Consider the following 21,883-nt stretch of genomic DNA (forward strand, 5'->3'; position numbering starts at 1 on the left):
ATGCGCATCGCTTCCGAATGTGTTGCCGGCAAACCGGGGTATTTGATCAATGTCTAATGTAAAATAACGGGTCTCGCAGGATAGTGCCTGCGCGGCCTATGATTACAATTCCAATTCGGCAGGATAATGACTGAACCTATGGCGTCAATGATTTCAATGGGCAGTGCGGCTTCGGACAGGGGGGTGGCATTCGACGGCGTGGTCTTACTTGGCGCGACGGGTCAGCTGGGCGGCATGTTGCGCCGTCATTGGCCGAGGCCGGAGGCGCTGCGCAGTCAGTCGAGAGAGCCGCGTCCCGGCTTTTATGATTTCAAGCTACCGAATGCGGAAGAGACCCCCAGCGATGCGGCCCTCGCAGCCGCACGTGGGGCAAGGGCGATCATCTCTTTGGCGGGTGTGACGCCAGCCCGGGCGGGGGCTGCCGACTTGGAGGATAACGCGACCCTCGCCCTAGCTGCGGTGAACTTGGCAAAGGTGGCAGGCGTCCCGCGTCTTCTCGTCGCCTCATCGGCGGCGGTCTACGGCGCAGCAGATGGCCCGCTGCGAGAGGGTCTGTCCTCTACCCCGCTGTCGGAGTACGGCAGGCAGAAGCTTGCGATGGAGCAGGCGGTGCATGAGGCGAGCGGAAAGACCGCAGTCACCGCGCTGCGGATCGGCAACGTAGCGGGGGCGGATGCGATCCTCGGCGGCTGGCGACCGGGCATGCTGATTGATCGCTTCCCCAATGGCCGCACGCCAAGCCGCAGTTACATCGGGCCGGTGACCTTGGCGCGGGTGCTTCACGCGCTTTGTCATGTAGAACACCTGCCCTCCATTCTGAACATCGCGGCCCCCGGCGCGGTCGAGATGGGCGCGTTGTTGGATGCGGCGGGGCTGGCGTGGGAGCCCAAGCCGGCCCCTGCTTCCGCCATTCCCGAGGTGCGGCTGGATACGAAGGCACTTGAAAGCCATTTTGATTTCGCGCCAGAAACTCAAACGCCCGCCGGTTTGGTGCGAGAATGGCAGCAGGATATGAACAAACGATGAAGACCCATCAATGACTTGGCGCAAGCGCATTTTCGATCTGTTCTTCGCCAGCCTGCTTGTCGTCATCCTGGGGCCGATCCTTCTGGGGTTGCTGGTCTGGCTGCTGGTCAAAGAGGGACGGCCACTTTTCCATGTGGCCGAGCGGATGAAAACGCCGGAAGAGAGTTTCAAGCTTTGGAAGCTGCGCACGATGACCGTGGCCGAAGAGGATCAGGGCGTGTCGGGCGGCAACAAGGCCGCCCGGATCACCCCCACGGGCGCATGGCTCAGGGCGCGGCGCTTGGATGAGTTTCCCCAGCTTTGGAACATCCTGCGCGGTGATCTGAGCTTTGTCGGCCCCCGCCCGCCGCTGCGTGAATACGTTGAGCGTTTCCCCGAAGTTTACGGCAAGGTTTTGAAATCCCGGCCCGGCGTGACCGGACTGGCCACGATCCGGTTTCACAAACATGAAGAACGGCTGCTGTCAGGCTGCGAGACCGCGGCAGAAACCGATCATGTCTATTGTCGCGTCTGTGTCCCGCGCAAGGCGCAGCTTGATCTGATCTATCAGCGCCACCAAAGCGTCTGCTTCGATTTTGATCTAATGCTGCAAACCGTCCAGAACCTCTTTAGCCGTGGTTAAAGTTTACGGTGGTCGGACGAGACGCCGTTGAGCAAATATGTTAAGAATTGGTTTTGTTAACCAAAGCGTGGCATTGTTTGCCGCACATTTAAGCAGTTGTAGATTCGGATGGCGATGTATTATGCGCGTTTGGCCGTTTTCGCCGTTAGTTTGGTGCATCGGCGCCAAGGACAGAAGATGGTAGTGCGCAGGCGGAGAGTGCAGTGCATTCTCAAACACAGCCGTAAACAGGGGAGCGGCGCATGCTGAGCATTATCAAGTCGCTGACCAAGCGGCAAAAGCGCGTGATCATGCTGGCGCTCGACTCCTGTCTGATTTTACTGGCTGCCATCCTCGCGCTGGCGGTGCGTGGGCTGCCTGAACCCTTCGTTGTTGTTTTCTTAAATTATGCCCTGACGCTGCCCCTTACCCTGATCGTCGGTGTGATCGTTTCGATCCGCTTGGGGGTCTGCACCACGCAACTCAATGCCTATGAAACCGCAGCGGTCGGAAGCACCGCGATACTAGGGACCACCCTTGCAGCCGTATCCCTGCTGGGCGCGACCCTTCTGGGGCTGGATTTCCCTATCGGCGTGCATGTGATGTTCGGAGCGATCTTTTTCTCCCTGGTGGTGCTGTCACGGGTCATCTTGTTGCATATCGTTTTGCAAATCTACCGGACGGGCGATGCGCGGTGCCGTGTTTTGATCTACGGCGCGGGCACCACGGGGACGCAACTGGTTTCGGCCCTGCGCGGCCATGAAACGATCGAACCGATTGCCTTTGTTGATGACAATATCGCGCTTCAGGGGCTCAACGTCTCGAAGCTGCCGGTCTATTCGCCACGGGGCATCGCGGAACTTGCCGTCGAAAAGCAGATCGACCGCGTGTTGCTGGCCGTGCCGTCGCTCAGCACCCCCAAAACAGGCCCAGATCGCCCGACGGTTGGAGAAGCTGGGTCTCGAGGTGCAAACCCTCCCTTCCTTCGCGCAGCTGATCGGCGAAGAGGCTTTGGTCGACAAGCTCTCCCCCGTCTCTCCGAGCCGCTTTTTGAACCGGGATGAGGTCGCGCCTTTGATTAACGAAGGTGGCGAAAGCTATGCGGGCAAAGTGGTTTTCGTCTCGGGGGCAGGCGGCTCCATCGGGTCGGAACTGTGCCGCCAAGTGCTGCTGTGCCGGCCCACCAAACTGGTGCTTTTCGAGTTGAGCGAACTGGCCCTCTATAACGCCGACATGGAGATTCGCCAGTTGGCCGAGGGCAGCGATATTGAGATCGTCTCGGTCTTGGGGACGGTAACGGATACCCGGCAACTGCGCAAAGTGCTGTCGCAACACGGGGTCAATGTGGTCCTCCATGCCGCGGCCTATAAACATGTGCCCTTGGTCGAGGCGAACCCGCTGTCGGGGCTGGTGAACAATGTCCTTGGAACCCATGCTTTGGCCGAACAGGCCGCCCGGGCAGGGGTAGAGCGTTTCATCCTCGTATCCACCGACAAGGCCGTGCGCCCGACCAATATCATGGGCGGGTCCAAGCGGCTTGCCGAACTCGTTATTCAGGATATGGCGCGCAAATATGGCGGTCCGGGCGGTGTCATCTTCTCCATGGTCCGCTTCGGCAATGTTCTGGGGTCCTCCGGGTCGGTCGTGCCACTGTTCCAAGAGCAGGTCAGCCGCGGTGGCCCGTTGACGGTGACAGACCGGGGTGTGGCGCGTTACTTCATGACGGTCGAAGAGGCTGTGCGCTTGGTCCTACAGGCCGGATCGCTGGCCCAAGGGGGCGAGGTTTTTGTTCTGGACATGGGCAAACCCGTACCGATCCTCAAATTGGCGCGGCAGGTGATTGAGACCGCCGGCTACACCGTGCGGGACGAAGACAACCCCGATGGCGATATCGAGATTGAGATCACTGGTTTGCGCCCCGGTGAAAAGATGACCGAAGAACTCACGTTGAGTGGTCTGCTGATCAATACGGCGCATCCCAAAATCTATTCCGCGCGGGAAAACGGGCTGCACGAACTTGAAATCGCCTCGGCCCTGCGAGACCTGCGTGAAGCGCTGGTGGCGAATGACGAAGCACTGGCGCGTCAGGTGGTGTACCGCTGGGTCGAAGGGTTCGCGCCGCCCGAGGCGTTGCGGAAGTCCTCGTAACGTAGGGGATGGTGCGCAGGCTGCGAAAGAAAGTGCCGTGCTAAGCCCAGCAGGGCCGGAAGATCGCAGCAGATCAAACTATTGAAAGAGTAAATCCACCGCTTGCCGCTTGTGGTCGCGGCCCATGCGGGCCACTTTGGCGGCATGGATAAAACGCTTCTTTCCCTCGGCCATGGCTATAGCGCGCGCGCCTTGGCGGCCCGGTTGATGCCGCAGGGCTGGCGCATCATCGGCACGACCCGCAGCCGCGAAAAACTGGATGAGATCGCAGCGTCGGGGGTGGAGCCCATGCTCTGGCCCGGCAGCGATCTGTCTGCGCTTTTGCAAGAGGTTCCCAACCTATTGGTCTCTGCCGGGCCGGGGCCGGAGGGGGATCCGGTTTTGCTGGAACTGCAGGATGAAATCACCGCAGCGGCCCCGCATTTGCGGTGGGTCGGCTATCTGTCCACCACCGGTGTTTACGGCGACCACGGGGGCGCTTGGGTGGACGAGACGACACCGCTCACCCCCTCCACCCGGCGCGGCGCAGCGCGGGTGCAGGCCGAGGCGGCATGGGGCGCGATTCCCGGCTTGCCGCTGCATATCTTCCGGCTCGCGGGCATCTACGGCCCCGGGCGCGGGCCTTTCGCCAAGGTCCGCAAGGGCACGGCGCGGCGCATCATCAAGCCGGGGCAGGTCTTCTCACGCATTCATGTGGAGGATATCGCCCAAGCCTTGGAACTGTCGCTGGACAGGCCGCAGCCGGGGGCGATCTATAACCTGTGCGACGATGACCCCGCCCCGCCGCAGGATGTGATCGGCCATGCCGCCGCGCTTTTGGACCTGCCGATGCCCCCGGCGGTGGACTTCGACAAGGCCGAGATGACCCCCATGGCCCGCAGCTTTTACGCAGAGAGCAAGAAGGTCCGGAACGATCACGCCAAGGCGGCGTTGGGCTGGCAACCGATCTACCCCGACTACCGTTCTGGTCTGGCCGCGCTGCTGGAGGCGGAAGACTGAATCCAAGGCATCGCCCGAGGCATCGCATGCGTCAAGACGAACACACGTTGGCCTATCTGCTGGATAGCATGGAGCGCGCGGCAGAGAAGGAAGCGGTGTCGATCAACGACGTGCTGCATGAGATCGGCGACCGTTCGATCACCCCTCTGATCCTGATCGTCGCCTTGCTGCTGGTCTCCCCCCTGTCGGGCATTCCCGGCGTCTCGACCCTCGCGGCGGTGACGATCATCCTGCTGGCCGTGCAGGCGGTGACCGGACGGCGCAGGCTATGGATGCCGCAGTTTCTGTTGCGGCGCGAGGTCGCGGGCCATCGGTTGAGCGGCTGTGTGCGCTTTCTGCGCCGCCCTTGCGCTTTCGTCGACGGACGCTGCAAGCCGCGCCTTCAGTTCCTCACCACCGGGCCGATGCGGTTCATCACGCTGGTGGTGGTCACGATCATCCCGCTCGGCTGGCCTTTTATGGAGGTACTGCCGATGATGTCATCGCTGGGGGCGGGCACCGTCGCCCTCTTGGTGTTTGGGCTGTTCACCCGCGACGGGCTCTTCGTGCTCTTGGGCTACCTCTGTGTGGTGATCACACTGGCTGCGGGTGCACTGCTGGTGCTGACCGCCGCCAGTTAGGCGCGCTGCGCGTCCAAGTCGCCGATCCCCAGCACCGCGAGCACCTTGGCGGCGATCTGTTCGGCGTTCATCCCCGCCACGGCATACATATCCGCCGGGCTGGCCTGATCGATGAAGGTATCGGGCAGCACCATGGAGCGGAACTTGAGCCCCTTGTCGAACACCGCCTCATCCGCCAGCAGCTGTGCCACATGGCTGCCAAAGCCACCCACGGCGCCCTCTTCGATGGTGATCAGCGCCTCGTGGTCGTGGGCGAGCTTGAGGATCATCTCACGGTCCAGCGGCTTGGCGAAACGGGCATCGGCGATGGTGGGGGTGATGCCCTTGGCCCGAAGCTGTTCGGCGGCTTTCTCGACCTCTTCCAAACGCGTGCCGAAAGACAGAAGCGCGACCTTGCTGCCTTCTTGGATCATGCGGCCCTTGCCGATTTCCAGCGGGGTGCCGCGCTCTGGCATCTCGACCCCGCGCCCTTCGCCGCGCGGATAGCGGAAGGCGATGGGGCCGTCGTCATGGGCGGCGGCGGTGGCGACCATATGGCGCAACTCGGCCTCATCGGCGGCGGCCATGACCACGAAACCCGGCAGGTTGGCGAGGAAGGCCACGTCGAAAGCGCCTGCGTGGGTCGGCCCGTCGGCGCCGACCAATCCGGCGCGGTCGATGGCGAAACGCACCGGCAGGCGCTGGATGGCCACATCGTGCACGACTTGGTCGTAGCCGCGTTGCAGGAAGGTGGAATACATCGCGCAGAAGGGCTTCATCCCCGCCGCGGCGAGGCCCGCGCAGAAGGTCACGCCATGCTGCTCGGCGATGCCCACATCGAAGCAGCGGCTGGGGTAGCGTTCGGCAAAAAGGTCGAGGCCGGTGCCGTCGGGCATGGCGGCGGTCACGGCGCAGATCTTGTCGTCCTCGGCGGCCTCGGCCAGCAGGCTGTCGGCGAAAACGCGGGTGTAGCTCGGCGCGTTGGAGGGGGCTTTCTTTTGCTCGCCCGTCACCACGTTGAACTTGGCCGTGGCATGGCCGCGATCCCGCGCGGCTTCGGCGGGGCCGTAGCCCTTGCCTTTCTGCGTCTGAATGTGGATCAGGATCGGCCCGGTCGCGCGTTGATGCACGGTGCGCAGCACCGGCAGCAACTGCTCCATGTCGTGCCCGTTGATCGGCCCGAGGTAGGAAAACCCGAGGTTCTCGAACAGCGTCCCGCCCACGGCCATGCCCTTGAGCATGTCCTTGGCGCGTTTGGCACCCTCGCGGAAGGGCTCGGGCAGCAGGCTCACCGCGCCCTTGGCGGCGGCTTTGAAGTCCTGAAACGGCGCCTCGGCGTAGAGGCGGCTGAGGTAGGACGACATCGCGCCCACCGGCGGGGCGATGGACATTTCGTTGTCGTTGAGGATCACGATCAGACGTTTCTTCAGGTCGCCCGCGTTGTTCAGCGCCTCATAGGCCATGCCCGCGCTCATCGCGCCGTCGCCGATCACGGCGATCGCGTCGCCCAGTCCTTCGGGGATCACACCGCCCAGATCGCGGCCCACGGCGAAGCCGAGAGCGGCGGAGATCGAGGTCGAGCTATGCGCCGCGCCAAAGGGGTCGTAGGGGGATTCGCTGCGCTTGGTGAAGCCCGACAGCCCATCCTTCATGCGCAGGCTGCGGATACGGTCGCGGCGTTCGGTCAGGATCTTATGCGGGTAGCACTGGTGGCTGACATCCCAGATGATTTTGTCGCGCGGCGTGTCGAAAACCGCGTGCAGGGCAACGGTCAGTTCCACCACACCGAGGCCCGCGCCGAGATGCCCGCCGGTTTCCGACACGGCCGAGATCGTCTCGGCCCGCAATTCGCGGGCGACTTGGGTCAGTTCGGCATCGGACAGGCGTTTCAGGTCCGCAGGGCGGGTGACCTGATCAAGCAGGGGTGTGGCGGGTTTGTCACTCATCGGGGCCTCTCTGGTGCCGCATTGGCGCATGTGCCGCCCGGCTAGCTGTCGCGGGCAATAACGAAGGCGGCAGCGGCTCGCAAGCTCTGCGCCTCTGGTCCATATTCAGATAGGGCGTCGCAGGCCATGTCCACCAATTCGGCGGCGCGGGTCTTGGCCCCGGCCAACCCAAGGTGGGACACGAAAGTGGCCTTGCCCGCCGCATCGTCCTTGCCGACGGCCTTGCCCAGGGTTTCGGCGTCGCCTTCGACATCGAGGATGTCATCGGCGATCTGAAAGGCAAGACCGAGGTGTTTGGCGTAAGTTCCAAGGGCGGTGGCATCGGCACCGGCCATGCGCGGCCCGGCCATGGCGGACCATTCGATCAGCGCGCCGGTCTTGCCCGCCTGAAGCGCCGTGATCTCGGCCAGCGACAGCGGTGCGGGGGCGGTTTCGGCGGCGATGTCCAGCGCTTGGCCGCCGACCATGCCGCCCACGCCCGCCGCTTGGGCGAGGCTGGTCATCAAGGCCAGACGCGGCTCCGCCGGGCAGGGCGCTTGGCCGAGCAGTTCAAAGGCCAGCGTTTGCAGCGCGTCACCGGCCAGAACGGCAGTCGCCTCATCCCATTTGCGGTGCACCGTGGGCTGGCCCCGGCGCAGGTCGTCGTCATCCATGCAGGGCAGGTCGTCATGCACCAGCGAATAGGCATGCAGCGCCTCGATCGCCGCCGCCGCGGGGGCGGCCATGCCGGGGGCGATGCCATGCAGCCGGGCGGATTCGATCACCAGAAAGCCGCGCAGCCCCTTGCCGCCGCTACAGGCATAGCGCATCGCCTCGGCAACGGGGCCGTCATGGGCGCCGAGCGCGGCCTCGATCTGCGCTTGCGCCAGATCGCGGGCATGGGCGAGCGCCTCTGCCAAGGGACGGGGGGTGGTCTCTTGCATGTGGGCGGTCAAAGCCCTTCGACGGGTTTCAGCCCATTCGGGTTGCCGTCGCCGTCAAGCGTGATCGCGGCGACCTTCTCTTCAGCTTCTTTCAGCTTGGTCTCGCAGCGCGCCTTAAGCTTGGCCCCGCGTTCGTAAAGCGCGATGCTTTCGTCCAATGCGACATTGCCGTTTTCAAGCTGGCCCAAGACTTTCTCAAGCTCGGCCATGGCTGTCTCAAAGTTCATCTCTTCTACGGGTGTGTCGGACATTGCGCGCCTCGTTGTCGGAATTTCGCGCGACAATAGAACTTCGCGCCGCGCATTGCCAGCAGACTTGCGCGATGAATTTTACCGGCCCGTTTCGGCAGGCGGCCTAGGTCAATCCGGGGCCAGCATATAGCCCGCGCCGCGCACGGTTTGCAGGTATTGCGGCTGTTTCGGATCGCTTTCGATCTTGCGGCGCAGGCGGGTGATCTGCACGTCGACGGCACGTTCCTGCGCTTGCCCCCGGTCGCGGCCCAATTCTTCGACCAATTTGGCACGGCTGAGCGCGACACCGGGCTGGGCGGCAAAGATCTTCATCAGCTGCACCTCGGTCGTGGTGAGGCGCACCAGATCGTCGCCCTGCCACATCTCGCCCCGCTCCATGTCATAGCGGATCACGCCGAGCGACAGCACCTTTGGTGCGGTGTCGGCGGCAGAGGTGTCGGGCATCCGCCGCAGGATGGCGTTGATGCGCAGCAGCAGTTCTTTTGGCTCAAAGGGCTTGGGCAGGTAGTCATCCGCCCCGGCCTCCAACCCTTCGATGCGGTTGTCGGTCTCGCCCTTGGCGGTCAGCAGCAGGATTGGCGTTTGCAGGGTTTCGCGCAAGGATCGGGTCAGGGCCATGCCGTCTTCGCCGGGCATCATCACGTCGAGCACGATGAGGTCGAACTCCAGCCCCGCCAGCACCCGCCGCGCATGGGCCGCGTCGCGGGCCGTGCTGACCAGAAAGCCGTTCCGCATCAGGAATTTCTTCAACAGGCTGCGGATCCGCTCATCGTCGTCGACGACCAGCAGATGCGGGTCGAGATCGTTCATGGGGCGCTTTCGCGCAGCCGGTCAAAGCTCTGGCGCATTTCGGGATCCATCATGGCCTCCAATACCGTTCTGAAACCGGCCACGGCTTCGGGTCCGGCGGTGCGAAAGGCCAGACGCATCCGCGCGCGCTGCGCGTCCGATAGCTCCTGTTCCAGCTTGCGACCCTCGTCGGTCAGGAACAGATGCCGCTCGCGCTTGTCATTGCGGCCAACCTTGCTCTGCACCAGACCATCGGCAATCAACGTGCGCAAGACACGGTTGAGCGATTGTTTCGTGACCCCGAGGATATTGAGCAGGTTGTTCACCGTCGTGCCGGGGGCGCGGTTGATGAAGTGGATGGCACGGTGATGTGCGCGGCCATAGGCCATATCGGCCAGAATCCGGTCGGGATCGGCGGTGAAACCGCGATAGGCAAAGAACATCGCCTCGATCCCCTGCCGCAGTTGTTCGTCCGTCAAAAACAGCAGGCTGTCGCCGCTGCTAGGGGCCATCATACGCCCGTCCGCCATAGTATGTCTCATTCTCTCTCGGGCCTGTTGGGGATCAGTTTACGTCAGCGTTGTTGACATTCCAATAGTGAAAGGCTATCGAATCTCGTGTTTTGCGCAACTAAATGTCTGCATCTGCCGATTTTTGCGCAATTTTTGAAAAGATAGCGCGTCATTTGGAGGGGAAACACCATGGCAGGCGGATATGACAACCGGGATGGGCACATCTGGATGGATGGCAAAATGGTGGATTGGCGCGACGCCAATGTCCATATCCTGACCCATGCGATGCACTATGCGTCTTCGGTGTTCGAGGGCGAGCGTGCCTACAACGGCAAGATCTTCAAAAGCCGGGAGCATTCGGAACGGCTCAAGCGCTCGGCCGAGATGATCGACTTCGAAATCCCCTACACCATTGATGAGATCGAAGCGGCCAAGGCCGAAGTCCTCGCCGCCTCGGGCTTGCAAGACGCCTATGTGCGCGCGGTGGCTTGGCGCGGTGTAGGCGAAGACATGGGTGTCGCCTCGGCCCGTAACCCGGTGCGCTTGGCCATCGCGGCTTGGGAATGGGGTGCCTATTACGGTGACGCCAAGATGAAGGGCGCCAAGCTCGACATCTCTAAGTGGAAGCGCCCCTCGCCCGAGACGATCCCGAGCCATGCCAAAGCGGCGGGCCTCTATATGATCTGCACCATGTCCAAACACGCCGCCGAGGCGAAGGGCTGTTCGGATGCGATGATGTACGACTACCGCGGCTATGTGGCCGAGGCGACAGGTGCGAATATGTTCTTCGTCAAGGACGGCGAAGTGCACACGCCGCTGGCCGATTGCTTCCTCAACGGCATCACCCGCCAGACCGTGATCGGCATGCTCAAGGACAAGGGCATCAAGGTGCACGAGCGCCACATCATGCCCGAGGAGCTGGAGGGTTTCGAGCAGTGCTGGCTTACCGGCACCGCCGCCGAAGTGACCCCGGTGGGGCAGATCGGCGACTGGACCTTCGAGGTCGGCGCGCTGACGCGTGAAATCGCCACCGACTATGAAAAGCTGGTGCGCAGCTAAACGCTGCCGCCGAACTTTGCCAAAGTTACGCCGCCGTCCTGCAAACCCTTGCGGACGGCGGTTGCGATTTGAACGGCCTCTGCGGTGTCGCCATGCAGGCAAATCGTGTCGATCCGGCTGGGGATGTGCTTGCCGCTCTCGGTGATGATCGCGCCTGCCTTGACCATCTCGACCATGCGCGCCGCTGCCGTTTCCGCGTCATGGATCACAGCACCCGGCTTGCTGCGGTCGACCAGCGTCGCGTCGTCGTTGTAGGCGCGGTCGGCGAAGATCTCCCCGGCCCATTTGCAACCCAAGGAGCGCACCGCCGCCTCCTGCGCCGTGGCGGCCAGCACCATGACGATGAGGTCGGGCGCCACGCTCAGCGCCGCCTCATAAAGGTCGCGGGCCAAGCCTTCATCCTCAGACGCCATATTCGCCAGCGCTCCGTGCAGCTTCAGGTGTCGCACCTCCGCCCCGACGCCGCGCGCCATGCCCACGCTTGCCGCGACCTGATAGCGGATCTGGTTCTGCAAGGTGCCGCGCGGCACCGAGAGGCGGTTGCGGCCAAAACCGGCGAGGTCCATGAACCCCGGATGCGCGCCGATGCCGACGCCGTTTTCATCGGCCATGCGCATCGTCGCGGCCATCACGTCGGCGTCGCCCGCGTGCCCGCCACAGGCGATATTGGCTGAGGTCACGACGCGCAGCAGCGCCGCGTCGTCGCCCATTTTCCACGGGCCAAAGCTTTCGCCCATGTCGGCGTTGAGATCGACGGTTGTCATGTGTTCTCCTTCTCGAAGGGATCGGCCATGGCGGAAACCACGCCGGAGATCAGTTGATAGCCCAGAAGGTCGCGGATGCGCGCCGGGTCGCGCAACAGCGGCTGGCGGCGTTTGGGCAGGGCGGCAAGGTCAGCGCGGTGGCGCGTCTCGGCGGTCAGCGCTTCGTCGAGGTCGACGAAGGCGAAGTGCAGCGCAGCACCCGGCTGGGCCTGCGCGACGATCGGCAGGTCGCAGGGGATCACCGTGCCGATGCGAGGGTAGCCGCCGGTGGTCTGGCATTCGCACATCAGCACGAAGGGCGCGCCGTCGCCGGTGATCTGGATGTCGCCGGGGGTGATGACTTCGGACACGATGGTCAACTGCCCGCCGGTGGCGAAACCTTCGCCGTCATGATCCATCCGCGCGCCCATTCGGTTGGCGCGCGGATCACGGCGAAAGGTGGTTTCGGTGAAGCGCTGGCGGGTCGTCTCGTCGAAGGCATCGGTCTGCATGGAGGCGACGATGCGCACCTTCTCCGCCCCGAACCGGCTGTCGCGGGGCAGGGTGAGGTTCGTCTCGCCCCCCTTGTCGGCCCCCAACGGCAGGGTCTCACCACTTTGCAGCAGCGCGCCGATGCCAGCGGCCAGATGGCTGGCGCGGGCGTTCATCACCGGTGCCACGTCAAATCCACCGCCGACATGCAGGTAGCCATAGGCCCCGTCCCGAGCGCCGCCGATGGTCAGCTTCGCCCCGGCGGGCAGAAGGTGGCTGGCGTTCCACGCGACCGGCTCGCCGTCGATGCTCACCTGCATCTGCGCCCCGGTCAGGGCGATGCGTGTGTCCTGATCCACCTCGAAACTGCCGCCGCTGCCCGCCATCTCCAGCGCGGCGCTGTTGGGGTCTTGCCCCAGCAAGGCGGCCCCCTCGTGCAGGGCGGTCGGGTCCGCCGCACCGCCGTGGGTCAGTCCAACGGCGCGGTAGCCGGGGCGGCCAAGGTCTTGGATGGTCATGGCCGGACCGGCTTGATGGATGGTCAGCGTGCCGCTCATGTCAGCGCCTCCCGCTCGGCCCCGCCGGTGGGGTCTTCGGCGATCCGGTCGAACTCTTGCCGGGTGATGGAGGGGAAGATCAGCTCATCGCCCGGCGACAGCGGAAAGGGCATCTCACTGCCTGGGCGGAAGGTGCGAAAGGCGGTCTGGCCGATGTGCCGCCAGCCGGTGGGGGAGGCATTGGTGAAGATGATCAGCTGCCGAATGGCCACCACCAGCGACCCCGGCGGCACCGATTTCGTCAGCCCCTGCTGGCGCGGAATGTCCCAATGCGGGAGCAGTTCGCCCATATAGGGCTGGCCGGGGGCGAAGCCGATGGTCAGCACCCGGACCCGCGCCTGCGACAGTTCCGCAATGGCCGCGTCGGGGTCGAGGCCCGCGGCCGCGGCGGCCTCCTCCAACTGGGGGGCGAGGTCGGTGCCATAGACCGTGGGCACATGCCACAGGCTGCGCCCGGCGGGAAGGGCTTCGGCGAACCAGTCGCGGGTTTCGAGCAGGTCGCGCAGGCGGTCGGTCATCGTGGTAATGGCCTCTTGGGAGACCTCGAATTGCACGAAGGTCGACACCAGCGAAGTGCTGGTCTCGCGCACCTCGGGCCAGCCCTGTTCCTCTACCGCCGCGCGAAAAGCGAGGGCGGCGCGGTTGGCGGGTTCGGACATCTTCTCGGCAAAGGTGACCAATAGGCCAGAGAGGCCGACACTGCGGATGCGGGGCCAGTCAGTCATTGCGAAGCATCCTTTCGTAAAGGCGCGGCAGCAGCAGCGGGGTCAGATACATCGGCAGTTGCCAGCAGCCGATAAAGATCATCAGCGGCGCGATGACATCCGCAGGCAGCGCCACGAGAAACAGCGCGATATTGCGGTTGCCCGCGCCGATCGCCAGTGGTCCGGCCACGGCGCGCAGCGGGCCGCGTCGGGTCAGCAGCAACGTGCCCGCCTGCAACAGATAGCTTAGGGCAAAGGCCAGCAGCGTCCAGCCGGCCACGGCCCATGGATCGCTGCGCAGCGCGGGGGTCAATGCGGCCATCAACCCCACCACGATGACCGAGAAGGCGAGCACCGATGCGCCATCCAGCGCTTCGGTCTGGCGCGGGGAGGGGCGGGGCAGGATGACATGGCGCAGGGCAAAGCCCAGCCCCGTCGCGCCAAGGATCACGGCCAAGAGCCGCAGGGCGGCGAGGGCGATTTCCGAGGCCGGGCCGAGTTGTGGCAGGGCCGCGAGCACCGGCAGGACGGTCAGCGGAAAGGCGGCGGTGCCCAGCACCATCAGCTGCATCATTCGCCCCGCATCGAGCCGCATCAACAGGGCGAGGTTCACGCTGCCCGTCAGCGCCGGGGCCGCAGCGGCGAGGGTCACTGCCAGTGCGGCGGGGGTCTGTCCCAGCCCGGCCAGCACGAAGCCCCCCAACAGCAGCAGGGGCAGCAGCGTCTGCAAGGCCAGCACCGAGGCCAGCCCCCAGATCAGGTCGCGCACCGCACCAAGGGCCGCGCGATGCCCGATCCTGAGCGCGGTGATCGTCAGCAGCGCCGCCACCATCTGCGGCAACCACCCGGCAAGAGCCGCCGCAAGGCCGGGCAGGGCCAGCCCCGCCAGCAGCCCGACGATCAGGCAGGCCCGAGCATGGCGCGAGGCCAGTCTCAGCATATAGCGCATGGCCCTTCACCGCTAAACCGGTGCGCTGCGCAAGTTTTCGGGCAGCCATGTGGCCACTTCGGGGAACCAGATCAGCACGAAGACCATAAAGACCATGATCGCGAACATCGGCAGCGCGGCCTTGGTGATATAGCCCATCTCGTGGTTGGTCATGCCTTGCAGCACGAAGAGGTTGAAGCCAATCGGCGGGGTGATCTGCGCCATTTCGACGACCACGACCACAAAGATGCCGAACCAGATCAGATCAATGCCCGCGCTGCGCACCATCGGCTCCACCACCGCCATGGTCAGCACGACCGAGGAGATGCCGTCGAGGAACATGCCCAGCACGATATAGAAGACCAAGAGCGCCATCAGTAGCTCGAAACGCGAGAGCTCCATCGCCGCGATCCCGTCGGCCAGCGCGCGGGGCAGGCCGGTGAAGCCCATCGACAGTTTCAGGAAGGCCGCACCCGCAAGGATCAGCGCGATCATCGCAGAGGTCCGCATCGCCCCCATCAGGCTATCGCGGAAGCTGTGCCAGTTCAGCGAGCCCTGAAACAGCGCCAGCGTCAGCGAGCCGATGACACCGATGGCCGCCGCCTCGGTCGCCGTGGCAAAGCCGAGGTACATGGACCCGATCACGACCGTGATCAGCGCAAAGACCGGCAGCAGGAAGCGCGAGTTGCGCAGCTTTTCACCAAAGCTCATGCCGGTCTCCGCATCGGGGTTCCAATCCTTCGACAGCATGCTGGTAACAGCGACATAGCCCATGAACATCAGCGCCAGCAGCAGCCCTGGCAGCACGCCCGCGAAGAAGAGTTTGGTGATGCTTTCGTTGACCGTCACGCCGTAGACGATCAGCGCCAGCGACGGCGGGATCATCAGCCCCAGCGTGGCCGCGCCCGCCAGCGTGCCGATGATCATCTTTTCAGGATAGTTGCGCGCGCGCAGCTCGGGGATCGACATCTTGCCTACGGTGGTCAGCGTCGCGGCGGAAGAGCCCGAGACGGCGGCAAAGACCGTGCAGCCGACGATATTGGTATGCACCAGCCCGCCCGGCAGTTTCGCGAGCCACGGCGACAGCCCGCGGAACATGTCCTGCGACAGCCGCGTGCGGTAGAGGATTTCGCCCATCCAGACAAAGAGCGGCAGCGCGGTCAGCGTCCAGCTTGAGGAACTGGCCCAGATCGTGGTGATCATGGCGTCGCCCACGGGGCGGGTGGTGAAAAGCTCCATCCCGACCCAAGCCACGCCCATCAGGGCAAGGCCGACCCAGACGCCGGTGCCAAGGAGGAAGAAGAGGACGATCAGAAACAGGGTGATGGCATAGATCTCGGTCATGGCGTCATTCCCCGAAGCTTTGATCGACAAGGTCGCGGGTGACGCGGTGGTCGCCCTTGAAGATGAGGTGCAAAAGATTGTCGGTGAGCGCGATGGCAAGGATGCCGCCGCCGATCACCATGACGGATTGCGGAATCCAGAGTGCGGTGGCGTCTTGGTCCTGGCTCACTTCGTGGAACTTCCACGACCAATAGACGAACCAATAGGCGTAGTAAGTAAAATACCACGCGACCGCCGCCGCCACGGCAAAACACCAGATATCCAGCAGCCGCCTCCCGCCCGCGCTCAGCGCGTTAAGCAGGATCGACACGCGGATGTGCGAGCCGCGGTTGAGCGCATTGGCGAAGGCGAGGAAACTGGCCCCAGCCATGGCATAGCCCGCATAGCTGGCAGCGCCCGGAAAGACATTGCCGGTCCAACGGGCGACCATCTGCGCCACGATCAAGGTAAGGATGGCCACCAGACAGAGCGCGGCAAGCGCCCCCGCCCCGGTATATAGCCCGTCCAATAGTCTGCGCAGCGCCTTCATGCGGCTCTCCCTCCGTCAAGTCATGCCCGGGCATGAGAACGGCGGCCCGGGTGACGGGCCGCCGCAGGTTTCGTGATTATTGCATCGCCTTGTAGTCATCGACGATCGCCTGACCGTCTTCGCCCGCGGCTTCGAGCCATTCCTGCGTCATGGTCTCGCCCACTTCGCGCAGGCCCGACATCAGCTCTTCGCTGGCCGGTTCCACGTTCATGCCGCCTTCGCGCAGCCCGTCATAGGTGAACTGGGTGTAATCCTTGGACGCTTGCAGGCCACGCTCTTCGGCCTCGGTCGCGCAGGTGGTGATCGCCTCTTTGTTGGCGTCCGAGACTTCGGCCCAGACATCGGCGTTGATCATCACGTAGTTGCGCGGCAGCCATGCGTCGACTTCATAGAAATGCGTCAGGCTCTCCCAGACCTTCTGGTCGTAGCCGGTGGCCCCCGACGAGATCATCGATTCCGCGACACCGGTGGCGAAGGCCTGGCTGACTTCGGCGGCTTCGATGGTCACGGGCGACATGCCGGTCAGCTCGGCCAGACGCGCGGTGGTGTTGTTGTAAGAGCGGAATTTCACGCCCTTCATGTCCTCGACCGAACCGACTTCCTTTTTGAAGTAGAGCCCTTGGGGCGGCCATGGCACGTTATATAGCAGGACGAGGTTCTGCTCTTCCAACACGGCTTCGACCTTGGGCTTGGCGGCTTCCCAAAGCTGCGCGCTGGCCTCGAAAGAGGGCGCGAGGAAGGGGATGGAGTCAAAGCCGAAGACCGCGTTCTCGTTCTGGTGGCCAGAGAGCAGACGCTCGCCCAGCTGGACCTGCCCGGTCTGGATCGCGCGCTTGATGTCTGCGCCGGCGAAGAGGGCGCCGCCCGGATGGACGGTGATCTCGATCTCGCCGCCGGTCTTCTCGCCCACGCATTCGGCGAATTGCACGCCGTTCTCGGAGTGGAAGTTCGAGGCCGAATAGGCCATCGGCATGTCCCATTTCTCGGCCGCGAAGGCGGGCATGGCGGTGCCCAGCGTCAGGGCGGTCATCGCCGCGCCGGCCATCAGTCTTGCTGTCAGTGTCATGTGGTTTCTCCCTTGTTGTTGCAGTCCCACGCTTGGCGTCATCCGTCGAAGCGTTGGGGGTGATACGGGGTCAGATCCGTGTTTGGCGTCTGCCCCATGATCAATCCGGCGATCAGTCGGCCCGTTTTCGGCCCGCCCGTCAACCCGATGTGATGGTGCCCGAAGGCAGTGTAGACCCGGCTCGTCCCGATCTGCCCGATAAGGGGCAGCGAGTCGCTGGGGGCGGGTCGGTGCCCCAGCCATTCGATTTCTTCGCTGGCGGTGAGATGGGGGAAGGCGGCCTTGGCCTGGCGGCGCAGCAGCGCCAGCGGGGCTTTGGACGCGCCCGCCTCCAACCCGCCGAACTCGACGATCCCGGCACAGCGCAGCCCCTCGGCCATCGGCGTGGCAACGAATTTGCCCGCCGCCATCATGGTGGGGCGCGACGGGCCGCCCTCGGCATCCTTGAAAACGATGTGGTAGCCGCGTTCGGATTCCAGCGGCACGTTGATCCCCAGTTTGCGCATGAGCGGTTTCGACCAGACGCCGGTGGCCAGCAGCACGTCATCGCAGGGCAGCGGGCCTTGATCGGTGAGGACTGAAGTGACCTCCTCGTCGACGATCGCCACGTCCTGCACTTCGGCCTGTCGGATGGTGCCACCCATCCCCTCGAAAGCCTTGGCCAAAGCGCGGACATAGCCGCCGGGGTCGGCGATGAAGCCGTGGTCGGCCAACCGTGCGATGCAGTTGATCTGCGGCCCATAGGCCGGGTCGAATTCCCTGACCACGCCGCCGTCGATGATTTCCGGCTCGAAACCCGCCTCGCGGCGCAGCGCCCATGTGTAGGCTTCAGCCTCAAAGGCAGCGCGGTTGGTATAGGCAAAGCAATAGTCGCTGTCGCGGACCCAATCCGCCAGCCCCAGATCGGCGCAGAGGGCTTTGTGTTGCGCCACGCTGTCGCTCACGATGGGCACCAGCCCGGCAGAGATGCGTCGGGTGTCGCGGTCATTGGCGTGGGCCATGTAGCGGCGCAGCCACGGCAGCAGGCGGGGCAGATAGGGCCAGCGCAGGAACAGCGGGAACTCGGGGTCGCGCAGCATGCCGGGCGATTTGCGCAGCAGGCCCGGCCCGGTCACCGGCGCGACGCCCGCCGCCGCCAGTACGCCGCCATTGCCATGCGAGGTGCCGCGCCCCGGCTCGGCCCGGTCGACGAGCGTTACCGCCGCCCCGGCGCGGCGCAGCCAGATCGCGGCAGAGACGCCGACAATCCCGGCGCCGATAACAACGACATGCTGGCTCATGGGTGGCGGCTTTCGATTTCGCGTTGGGTCATGGCTTGTTTCCTTTGGGGCATCTTTTACACAAAAAATCACCACGTCAACAAAATGCTGATAAAATGTCATCGTTAGGGTTTCGCTTGTCTCGCCCTGCCCGCAAAGGCACCCTGCGCCCAAACGGAGGGCATATGACAAACGAGACGGGCGCGCGGCTGGGAATCCTCATGCTGGACACGCGGTTTCCCCGCATTCTGGGGGATGTCGGCCATGCGGGCAGTTGGGACTTCCCGGTGCGCTATGCGGTGGTGCCGGGGGCCACGCCTGAAGCGATCGTGTGCGACGATATCGAGCCCTTCGTGCAGGCTTTTATCGCGGTGGGGCGCGACTTGATCGCCGAAGGCTGCACCGGCATCGCCACCACCTGCGGCTTCTTGGCGCTGATCCGGCCCCGTCTGGCCGAGGCGCTGGGCGTGCCCGTTGCCGCCTCGGCGTTGGAGCAGGCGGGGCAGATCGCCGCCTGCCTGCCGCCGGGGCAAAGGCTGGGCATTCTGACGATCTCCGCCGCCACGCTTTCGCCCGCCCATCTGCGCGCGGCGGGCGTGCCCGAGGGCAGCCCGGTGGTGGGGATGGAGGGCAGCAGTTTCGCCCGAACGATCCTCGGCAATCTGCCCGACCTCGACGTGGCGCAGGCGCGAGCCGAGATGGTGCAGGCGGCGCAGCGACTGGTGGAGACCCACATAGATGTCGGGGCGATCCTTTTGGAATGCACGAATATGGTGCCATATGCCCCCGACATCGCGGCGGCGACCGGGCGGCCCGTGCATTCGATCCACAGCTATCTCAACTGGTTTCACGCAGGGCTGCTGCCGGCCCGCTTCGGCTAATGCGGCGCGCGCAGCCAGCCGTCGGTGAAGCTGATCCGGCGCACCCCGGTCAGCGGCAGGAGGCGGTGCAGCTCTGCCTCCAAGGCCGCCTGCCGCCCCTTGCCCCAGCGAACCCCGCGCTCGGGCCAGAGCGCGGTGACGCGCAAGACGTCCAGATCGCGATGCGCCTTCATATCGACCCGCCCCACCAGCCTGTCGCCCTGTAACAGCGGAAAGACATAGTAGCCGTATTCGCGCTGTGCTTCGGGCACGAAAACCTCGATCCGGTAGTCGAAACCGAACAGCCGGGCGGCGCGTTTGCGGTCACGCAGGGCGGGGTCGAAGGGGCTGAGCACCCGGAGCCGTTTTGGCGGTTCGCGGGTAAGGGTTGGGTCATCGGCCCAGCCGGGGCGGGCAAAGGCGGGGCGCAGGCTGCCGTCGGCGGCCTCAATGTCGATCTCCTCCAGCCGCCCCGCGGCCTGCTCTGCCACGCACCAGCCGCGCGCCTCGGCGGGGGAGGTATGGGCCCAGAAGGCGGCCAATTCCCCCGCCGTGGCGAAACCCAAGCGCGTCAGCGCCTGATCGCAGCACCAGTCGATCGTCTGCTCTATGTCGGGGGCATGCGCCGGGTCACGCAGCGCGGCGGGGACCACCCGCTCGGTCAGGTCATAGCGCTTGCGAAACCCCTCGCGCCCGGTCACGGCCAGCGCGCCGCTACGCCACAGATATTCCAGCGCGGTTTTCGACGGATGCCATTGCCACCAGCCCCCGCTGCTGCGCGGCTCGTCCCGGCCCACGTCAGATGAGGTGACGCTGCCCTCGGCCCGGACCTGCGCGAGCACGTTTTGCATCTGTGTTTCGAAGTCGTGCCGCTGCCAATCCTTCCAGCGGCCCAGCAACTTGGCCGCATCGCGGGTTTGGCGCAGATGCCATTGCGGGTAGAATTCCATCGGGATGACGGCGGCGTCATGGGTCCAATGCTCAAACAGCGCCCGGTCTTTTTCATAAAGCCGCTTGAGCGCCGCAGGACGATAGCGCGGACGGCGGGCGAACAGGATCAGATCATGCGCCCGCGCCACCGTGTTGATGCTGTCGAGTTGCACAAAACCCAGATCATGGATCAGCTTGAGCAGTGCCGTGCCCTTGGCCGAGCCCTGCGGCGGGTCCGACAGCAGGTGACGCGCCAGAAACAACCGCCGCGCGGCGCCATTGCCGAGCCTTGGGCGGCTCACCCCTGACGGCGGCGGCGCAGGGTATCGCCCAGCGACAGCGTCGGCGTCAGGGTGATCTGGGTCTGCATCTCCGGGTCCGGGTCAGGCTGGGTCTGGTTCAGGATGATCCGCGCCGCCGCCTGACCGATCTCGTTCCGGCAGGCATCCATTGTCGCCAATTGACGCGGCAGACCTTGTAGCAGTTCGACGTTGTTGAACCCGGCAAGGCCGATCTGCCCGGGAATGTCGATACCTTGGTCGATCAGATGCAGCAGCCCGCCCGCGCCGATCATGTCATTGGAGTAATACAGAAAATCAAGGTCGGGCGAGCGTTCCAGCATCTCCTGTGTCATCTCGCGCCCCTTGGCCAGCGCGGAGCCGCCGGAGTAAAAGGCGCGGTCTTCGATCTCCACCCCCGCTTTGGCGAGCCCTTCGGTAAAGCCCTCGAAGCGTTTGCGCGCGCGGTGGTCGAGGGGCATTTTCGTGCCCATGAAGCCAATCCGCTCATAGCCCTCGCGCAGGATTGCCTGCGCCATCTCGCGCCCGGCGCGGCGGTGCGAGATTCCCACCATCGCGTCGACGGGTTTGCCGTCGGTGTCCATAATCTCGACCACCGGAATGCCCGCATTGCGCAGCATGGCGCGGGTGGCCTCTGAATGCTCCAACCCCGCGATGATCACCCCAGAGGGCCGCCACGAGAGCATCTCATAGAGCACCCGCTCTTCCTTCTCGGGCAGGTAGTCCGTCACCCCCACGACCGGTTGCAGCGGCGTGTCTTCGAGCACTTGGTTGATGCCGTTCAGGACTTCGGGGAACACCATATTGCCCAGCGATGGGATCACGACCGCCACAAGGTTCACGCGCTGGCTGGCCAGCGATCCGGCGATCTGGTTTGGCACATAGCCGAGCGCCTTGGCTGCGGCGAGAACGCGGTTGCGGGTGGCCTCCGACACGTCGCCGCGTTTGCGCAGCACACGGCTGACCGTCATCTCGGAAACGCCGCAAGCATCGGATACGTCACGCAGGGTCAAGGGGCGTTTGGGGGGTGTGGTCAATTTGGTTTTCCTGTTTGCCTCACCCATAGGTAGCGCGAAGCGGGAGGCGCGATCAAGCATTGCCGCAGCCCTGCCGAGCGGCGCAGCCATTCGGTTGCCAATCTGCCGATGACATCGCCCGAGGCTTGCGCTACACCCGGCCTGTCGGCCCCGTGGCTCAACTGGATAGAGCAGCCCCCTCCTAAGGGGCAGGTTGCAGGTTCGAATCCTGCCGGGGTCGCCATCAGTCATCCTCACCCCCTTGTGCCTTGAAATCCCCATCCGGTCTGTCAGATTGCCCGG

Annotated in this window: 21 protein-coding genes, 1 tRNA gene and 1 pseudogene; 8 read left to right on the forward strand and 15 right to left on the reverse strand. The window is 64.5% G+C overall.

The genetic code is table 11. From position 1 onward, the window contains the following. The first annotated feature begins 183 nt into the window (after positions 1-183). From ACGYK7_RS02100 to ACGYK7_RS02120, 5 genes and pseudogenes are all read left to right on the forward strand, one after another. Positions 184-1,026, forward strand: a complete 843-nt coding sequence (locus ACGYK7_RS02100; RefSeq protein WP_394398542.1) for an NAD-dependent epimerase/dehydratase family protein — start codon at positions 184-186, stop codon at positions 1,024-1,026. 10 nt (positions 1,027-1,036) lie between these two features. Next, positions 1,037-1,648: a sugar transferase gene (locus tag ACGYK7_RS02105; RefSeq protein ID WP_394398544.1), complete on the forward strand. Its 612-nt coding sequence runs from the start codon at positions 1,037-1,039 to the stop codon at positions 1,646-1,648. Positions 1,649-1,890: 242 nt separating this feature from the next. Beyond that, positions 1,891-3,775 (forward strand): annotated as a pseudogene (locus ACGYK7_RS02110) (polysaccharide biosynthesis protein). 144 nt (positions 3,776-3,919) lie between these two features. Then, positions 3,920-4,774 carry an SDR family oxidoreductase gene (locus ACGYK7_RS02115; RefSeq protein WP_394398924.1) on the forward strand — a complete coding sequence of 285 codons (855 nt, stop codon included), beginning with the start codon at positions 3,920-3,922 and terminating at the stop codon, positions 4,772-4,774. Positions 4,775-4,800: 26 nt separating this feature from the next. Continuing rightward, positions 4,801-5,394: an exopolysaccharide biosynthesis protein gene (locus ACGYK7_RS02120; protein ID WP_394398546.1), complete on the forward strand. Its 594-nt coding sequence runs from the start codon at positions 4,801-4,803 to the stop codon at positions 5,392-5,394. On the opposite strand, the gene dxs is transcribed toward ACGYK7_RS02120, so the two are convergent. From dxs to ACGYK7_RS02145, 5 genes are all read right to left on the reverse strand, one after another. Then, positions 5,391-7,319, reverse strand: coding sequence for a 1-deoxy-D-xylulose-5-phosphate synthase (dxs, locus tag ACGYK7_RS02125; protein WP_394398548.1), 1,929 nt, complete (start codon positions 7,317-7,319; stop codon positions 5,391-5,393). The two genes, ACGYK7_RS02120 and dxs, sit on opposite strands and share 4 nt — an antisense overlap. A 41-nt stretch (positions 7,320-7,360) precedes the next feature. Next, on the reverse strand, positions 7,361-8,242 hold the full coding sequence (locus tag ACGYK7_RS02130; RefSeq protein ID WP_394398550.1) for a polyprenyl synthetase family protein: 882 nt from the start codon (positions 8,240-8,242) through the stop codon (positions 7,361-7,363). 8 nt (positions 8,243-8,250) lie between these two features. Continuing rightward, positions 8,251-8,493, reverse strand: coding sequence for an exodeoxyribonuclease VII small subunit (locus tag ACGYK7_RS02135; RefSeq protein ID WP_067264990.1), 243 nt, complete (start codon positions 8,491-8,493; stop codon positions 8,251-8,253). 108 nt (positions 8,494-8,601) lie between these two features. Then, a complete protein-coding gene (locus tag ACGYK7_RS02140) occupies positions 8,602-9,303 on the reverse strand; it encodes a response regulator (RefSeq protein ID WP_394398552.1) in 702 nt (233 codons plus the stop codon). Then, positions 9,300-9,812, reverse strand: coding sequence for a MarR family winged helix-turn-helix transcriptional regulator (locus ACGYK7_RS02145; RefSeq protein WP_067264985.1), 513 nt, complete (start codon positions 9,810-9,812; stop codon positions 9,300-9,302). Before ACGYK7_RS02145 ends, ACGYK7_RS02140 begins: the two co-directional genes overlap by 4 nt. 171 nt (positions 9,813-9,983) lie before the next feature. Between ACGYK7_RS02145 and ACGYK7_RS02150 the strand changes: the two genes are divergently transcribed. After that, positions 9,984-10,853: a branched-chain amino acid aminotransferase gene (locus ACGYK7_RS02150; RefSeq protein ID WP_394398554.1), complete on the forward strand. Its 870-nt coding sequence runs from the start codon at positions 9,984-9,986 to the stop codon at positions 10,851-10,853. On the opposite strand, the gene ACGYK7_RS02155 is transcribed toward ACGYK7_RS02150, so the two are convergent. The 8 genes from ACGYK7_RS02155 to ACGYK7_RS02190 all read right to left on the reverse strand — a co-directional run bounded on the left by ACGYK7_RS02155 (position 10,850) and on the right by ACGYK7_RS02190 (position 18,496). Further along, positions 10,850-11,617 carry a LamB/YcsF family protein gene (locus tag ACGYK7_RS02155; RefSeq protein WP_394398556.1) on the reverse strand — a complete coding sequence of 256 codons (768 nt, stop codon included), beginning with the start codon at positions 11,615-11,617 and terminating at the stop codon, positions 10,850-10,852. The genes ACGYK7_RS02150 and ACGYK7_RS02155 overlap by 4 nt on opposite strands. Then, positions 11,614-12,645 carry a biotin-dependent carboxyltransferase family protein gene (locus ACGYK7_RS02160; protein ID WP_394398558.1) on the reverse strand — a complete coding sequence of 344 codons (1,032 nt, stop codon included), beginning with the start codon at positions 12,643-12,645 and terminating at the stop codon, positions 11,614-11,616. The genes ACGYK7_RS02155 and ACGYK7_RS02160 overlap by 4 nt, the downstream gene beginning before the upstream one ends. Further along, complete coding sequence (locus tag ACGYK7_RS02165; RefSeq protein WP_394398560.1) at positions 12,642-13,370, reverse strand: allophanate hydrolase subunit 1; 729 nt, start codon at positions 13,368-13,370, stop codon at positions 12,642-12,644. Before ACGYK7_RS02165 ends, ACGYK7_RS02160 begins: the two co-directional genes overlap by 4 nt. Continuing rightward, positions 13,363-14,298, reverse strand: coding sequence for a hypothetical protein (locus ACGYK7_RS02170; RefSeq protein ID WP_394398562.1), 936 nt, complete (start codon positions 14,296-14,298; stop codon positions 13,363-13,365). The genes ACGYK7_RS02165 and ACGYK7_RS02170 overlap by 8 nt, the downstream gene beginning before the upstream one ends. Positions 14,299-14,310: 12 nt before the next feature. After that, a complete protein-coding gene (locus ACGYK7_RS02175; RefSeq protein WP_394398564.1) occupies positions 14,311-15,621 on the reverse strand; it encodes a TRAP transporter large permease in 1,311 nt (436 codons plus the stop codon). 4 nt (positions 15,622-15,625) lie between these two features. Beyond that, positions 15,626-16,150: a TRAP transporter small permease gene (locus ACGYK7_RS02180; protein ID WP_394398566.1), complete on the reverse strand. Its 525-nt coding sequence runs from the start codon at positions 16,148-16,150 to the stop codon at positions 15,626-15,628. A gap of 76 nt (positions 16,151-16,226) precedes the next feature. Next, complete coding sequence (locus ACGYK7_RS02185; protein WP_394398568.1) at positions 16,227-17,216, reverse strand: TRAP transporter substrate-binding protein; 990 nt, start codon at positions 17,214-17,216, stop codon at positions 16,227-16,229. A gap of 38 nt (positions 17,217-17,254) precedes the next feature. Continuing rightward, a complete protein-coding gene (locus tag ACGYK7_RS02190; protein ID WP_394398570.1) occupies positions 17,255-18,496 on the reverse strand; it encodes an NAD(P)/FAD-dependent oxidoreductase in 1,242 nt (413 codons plus the stop codon). 164 nt (positions 18,497-18,660) lie between these two features. Between ACGYK7_RS02190 and ACGYK7_RS02195 the strand changes: the two genes are divergently transcribed. Then, positions 18,661-19,356, forward strand: coding sequence for an aspartate/glutamate racemase family protein (locus ACGYK7_RS02195; protein WP_394398572.1), 696 nt, complete (start codon positions 18,661-18,663; stop codon positions 19,354-19,356). Here the strand turns inward: ACGYK7_RS02195 and ACGYK7_RS02200 are convergent. Both ACGYK7_RS02200 and ACGYK7_RS02205 read right to left on the reverse strand, forming a co-directional pair. Then, positions 19,353-20,567, reverse strand: coding sequence for a winged helix-turn-helix domain-containing protein (locus tag ACGYK7_RS02200; RefSeq protein ID WP_394398574.1), 1,215 nt, complete (start codon positions 20,565-20,567; stop codon positions 19,353-19,355). The two genes, ACGYK7_RS02195 and ACGYK7_RS02200, sit on opposite strands and share 4 nt — an antisense overlap. Then, entirely contained in the window at positions 20,564-21,601 is a 1,038-nt protein-coding gene (locus ACGYK7_RS02205) for a LacI family DNA-binding transcriptional regulator (protein ID WP_394398576.1), read from the reverse strand. The genes ACGYK7_RS02200 and ACGYK7_RS02205 overlap by 4 nt, the downstream gene beginning before the upstream one ends. 146 nt (positions 21,602-21,747) lie before the next feature. Between ACGYK7_RS02205 and ACGYK7_RS02210 the strand changes: the two genes are divergently transcribed. Next, positions 21,748-21,824: transfer RNA gene (locus ACGYK7_RS02210), tRNA-Arg, on the forward strand. Positions 21,825-21,883 lie beyond the last annotated feature (59 nt).

The sequence above is a fragment of the Sulfitobacter sp. 1A15299 genome, assembly GCF_043556915.1.
Classification (GTDB): domain Bacteria; phylum Pseudomonadota; class Alphaproteobacteria; order Rhodobacterales; family Rhodobacteraceae; genus Sulfitobacter.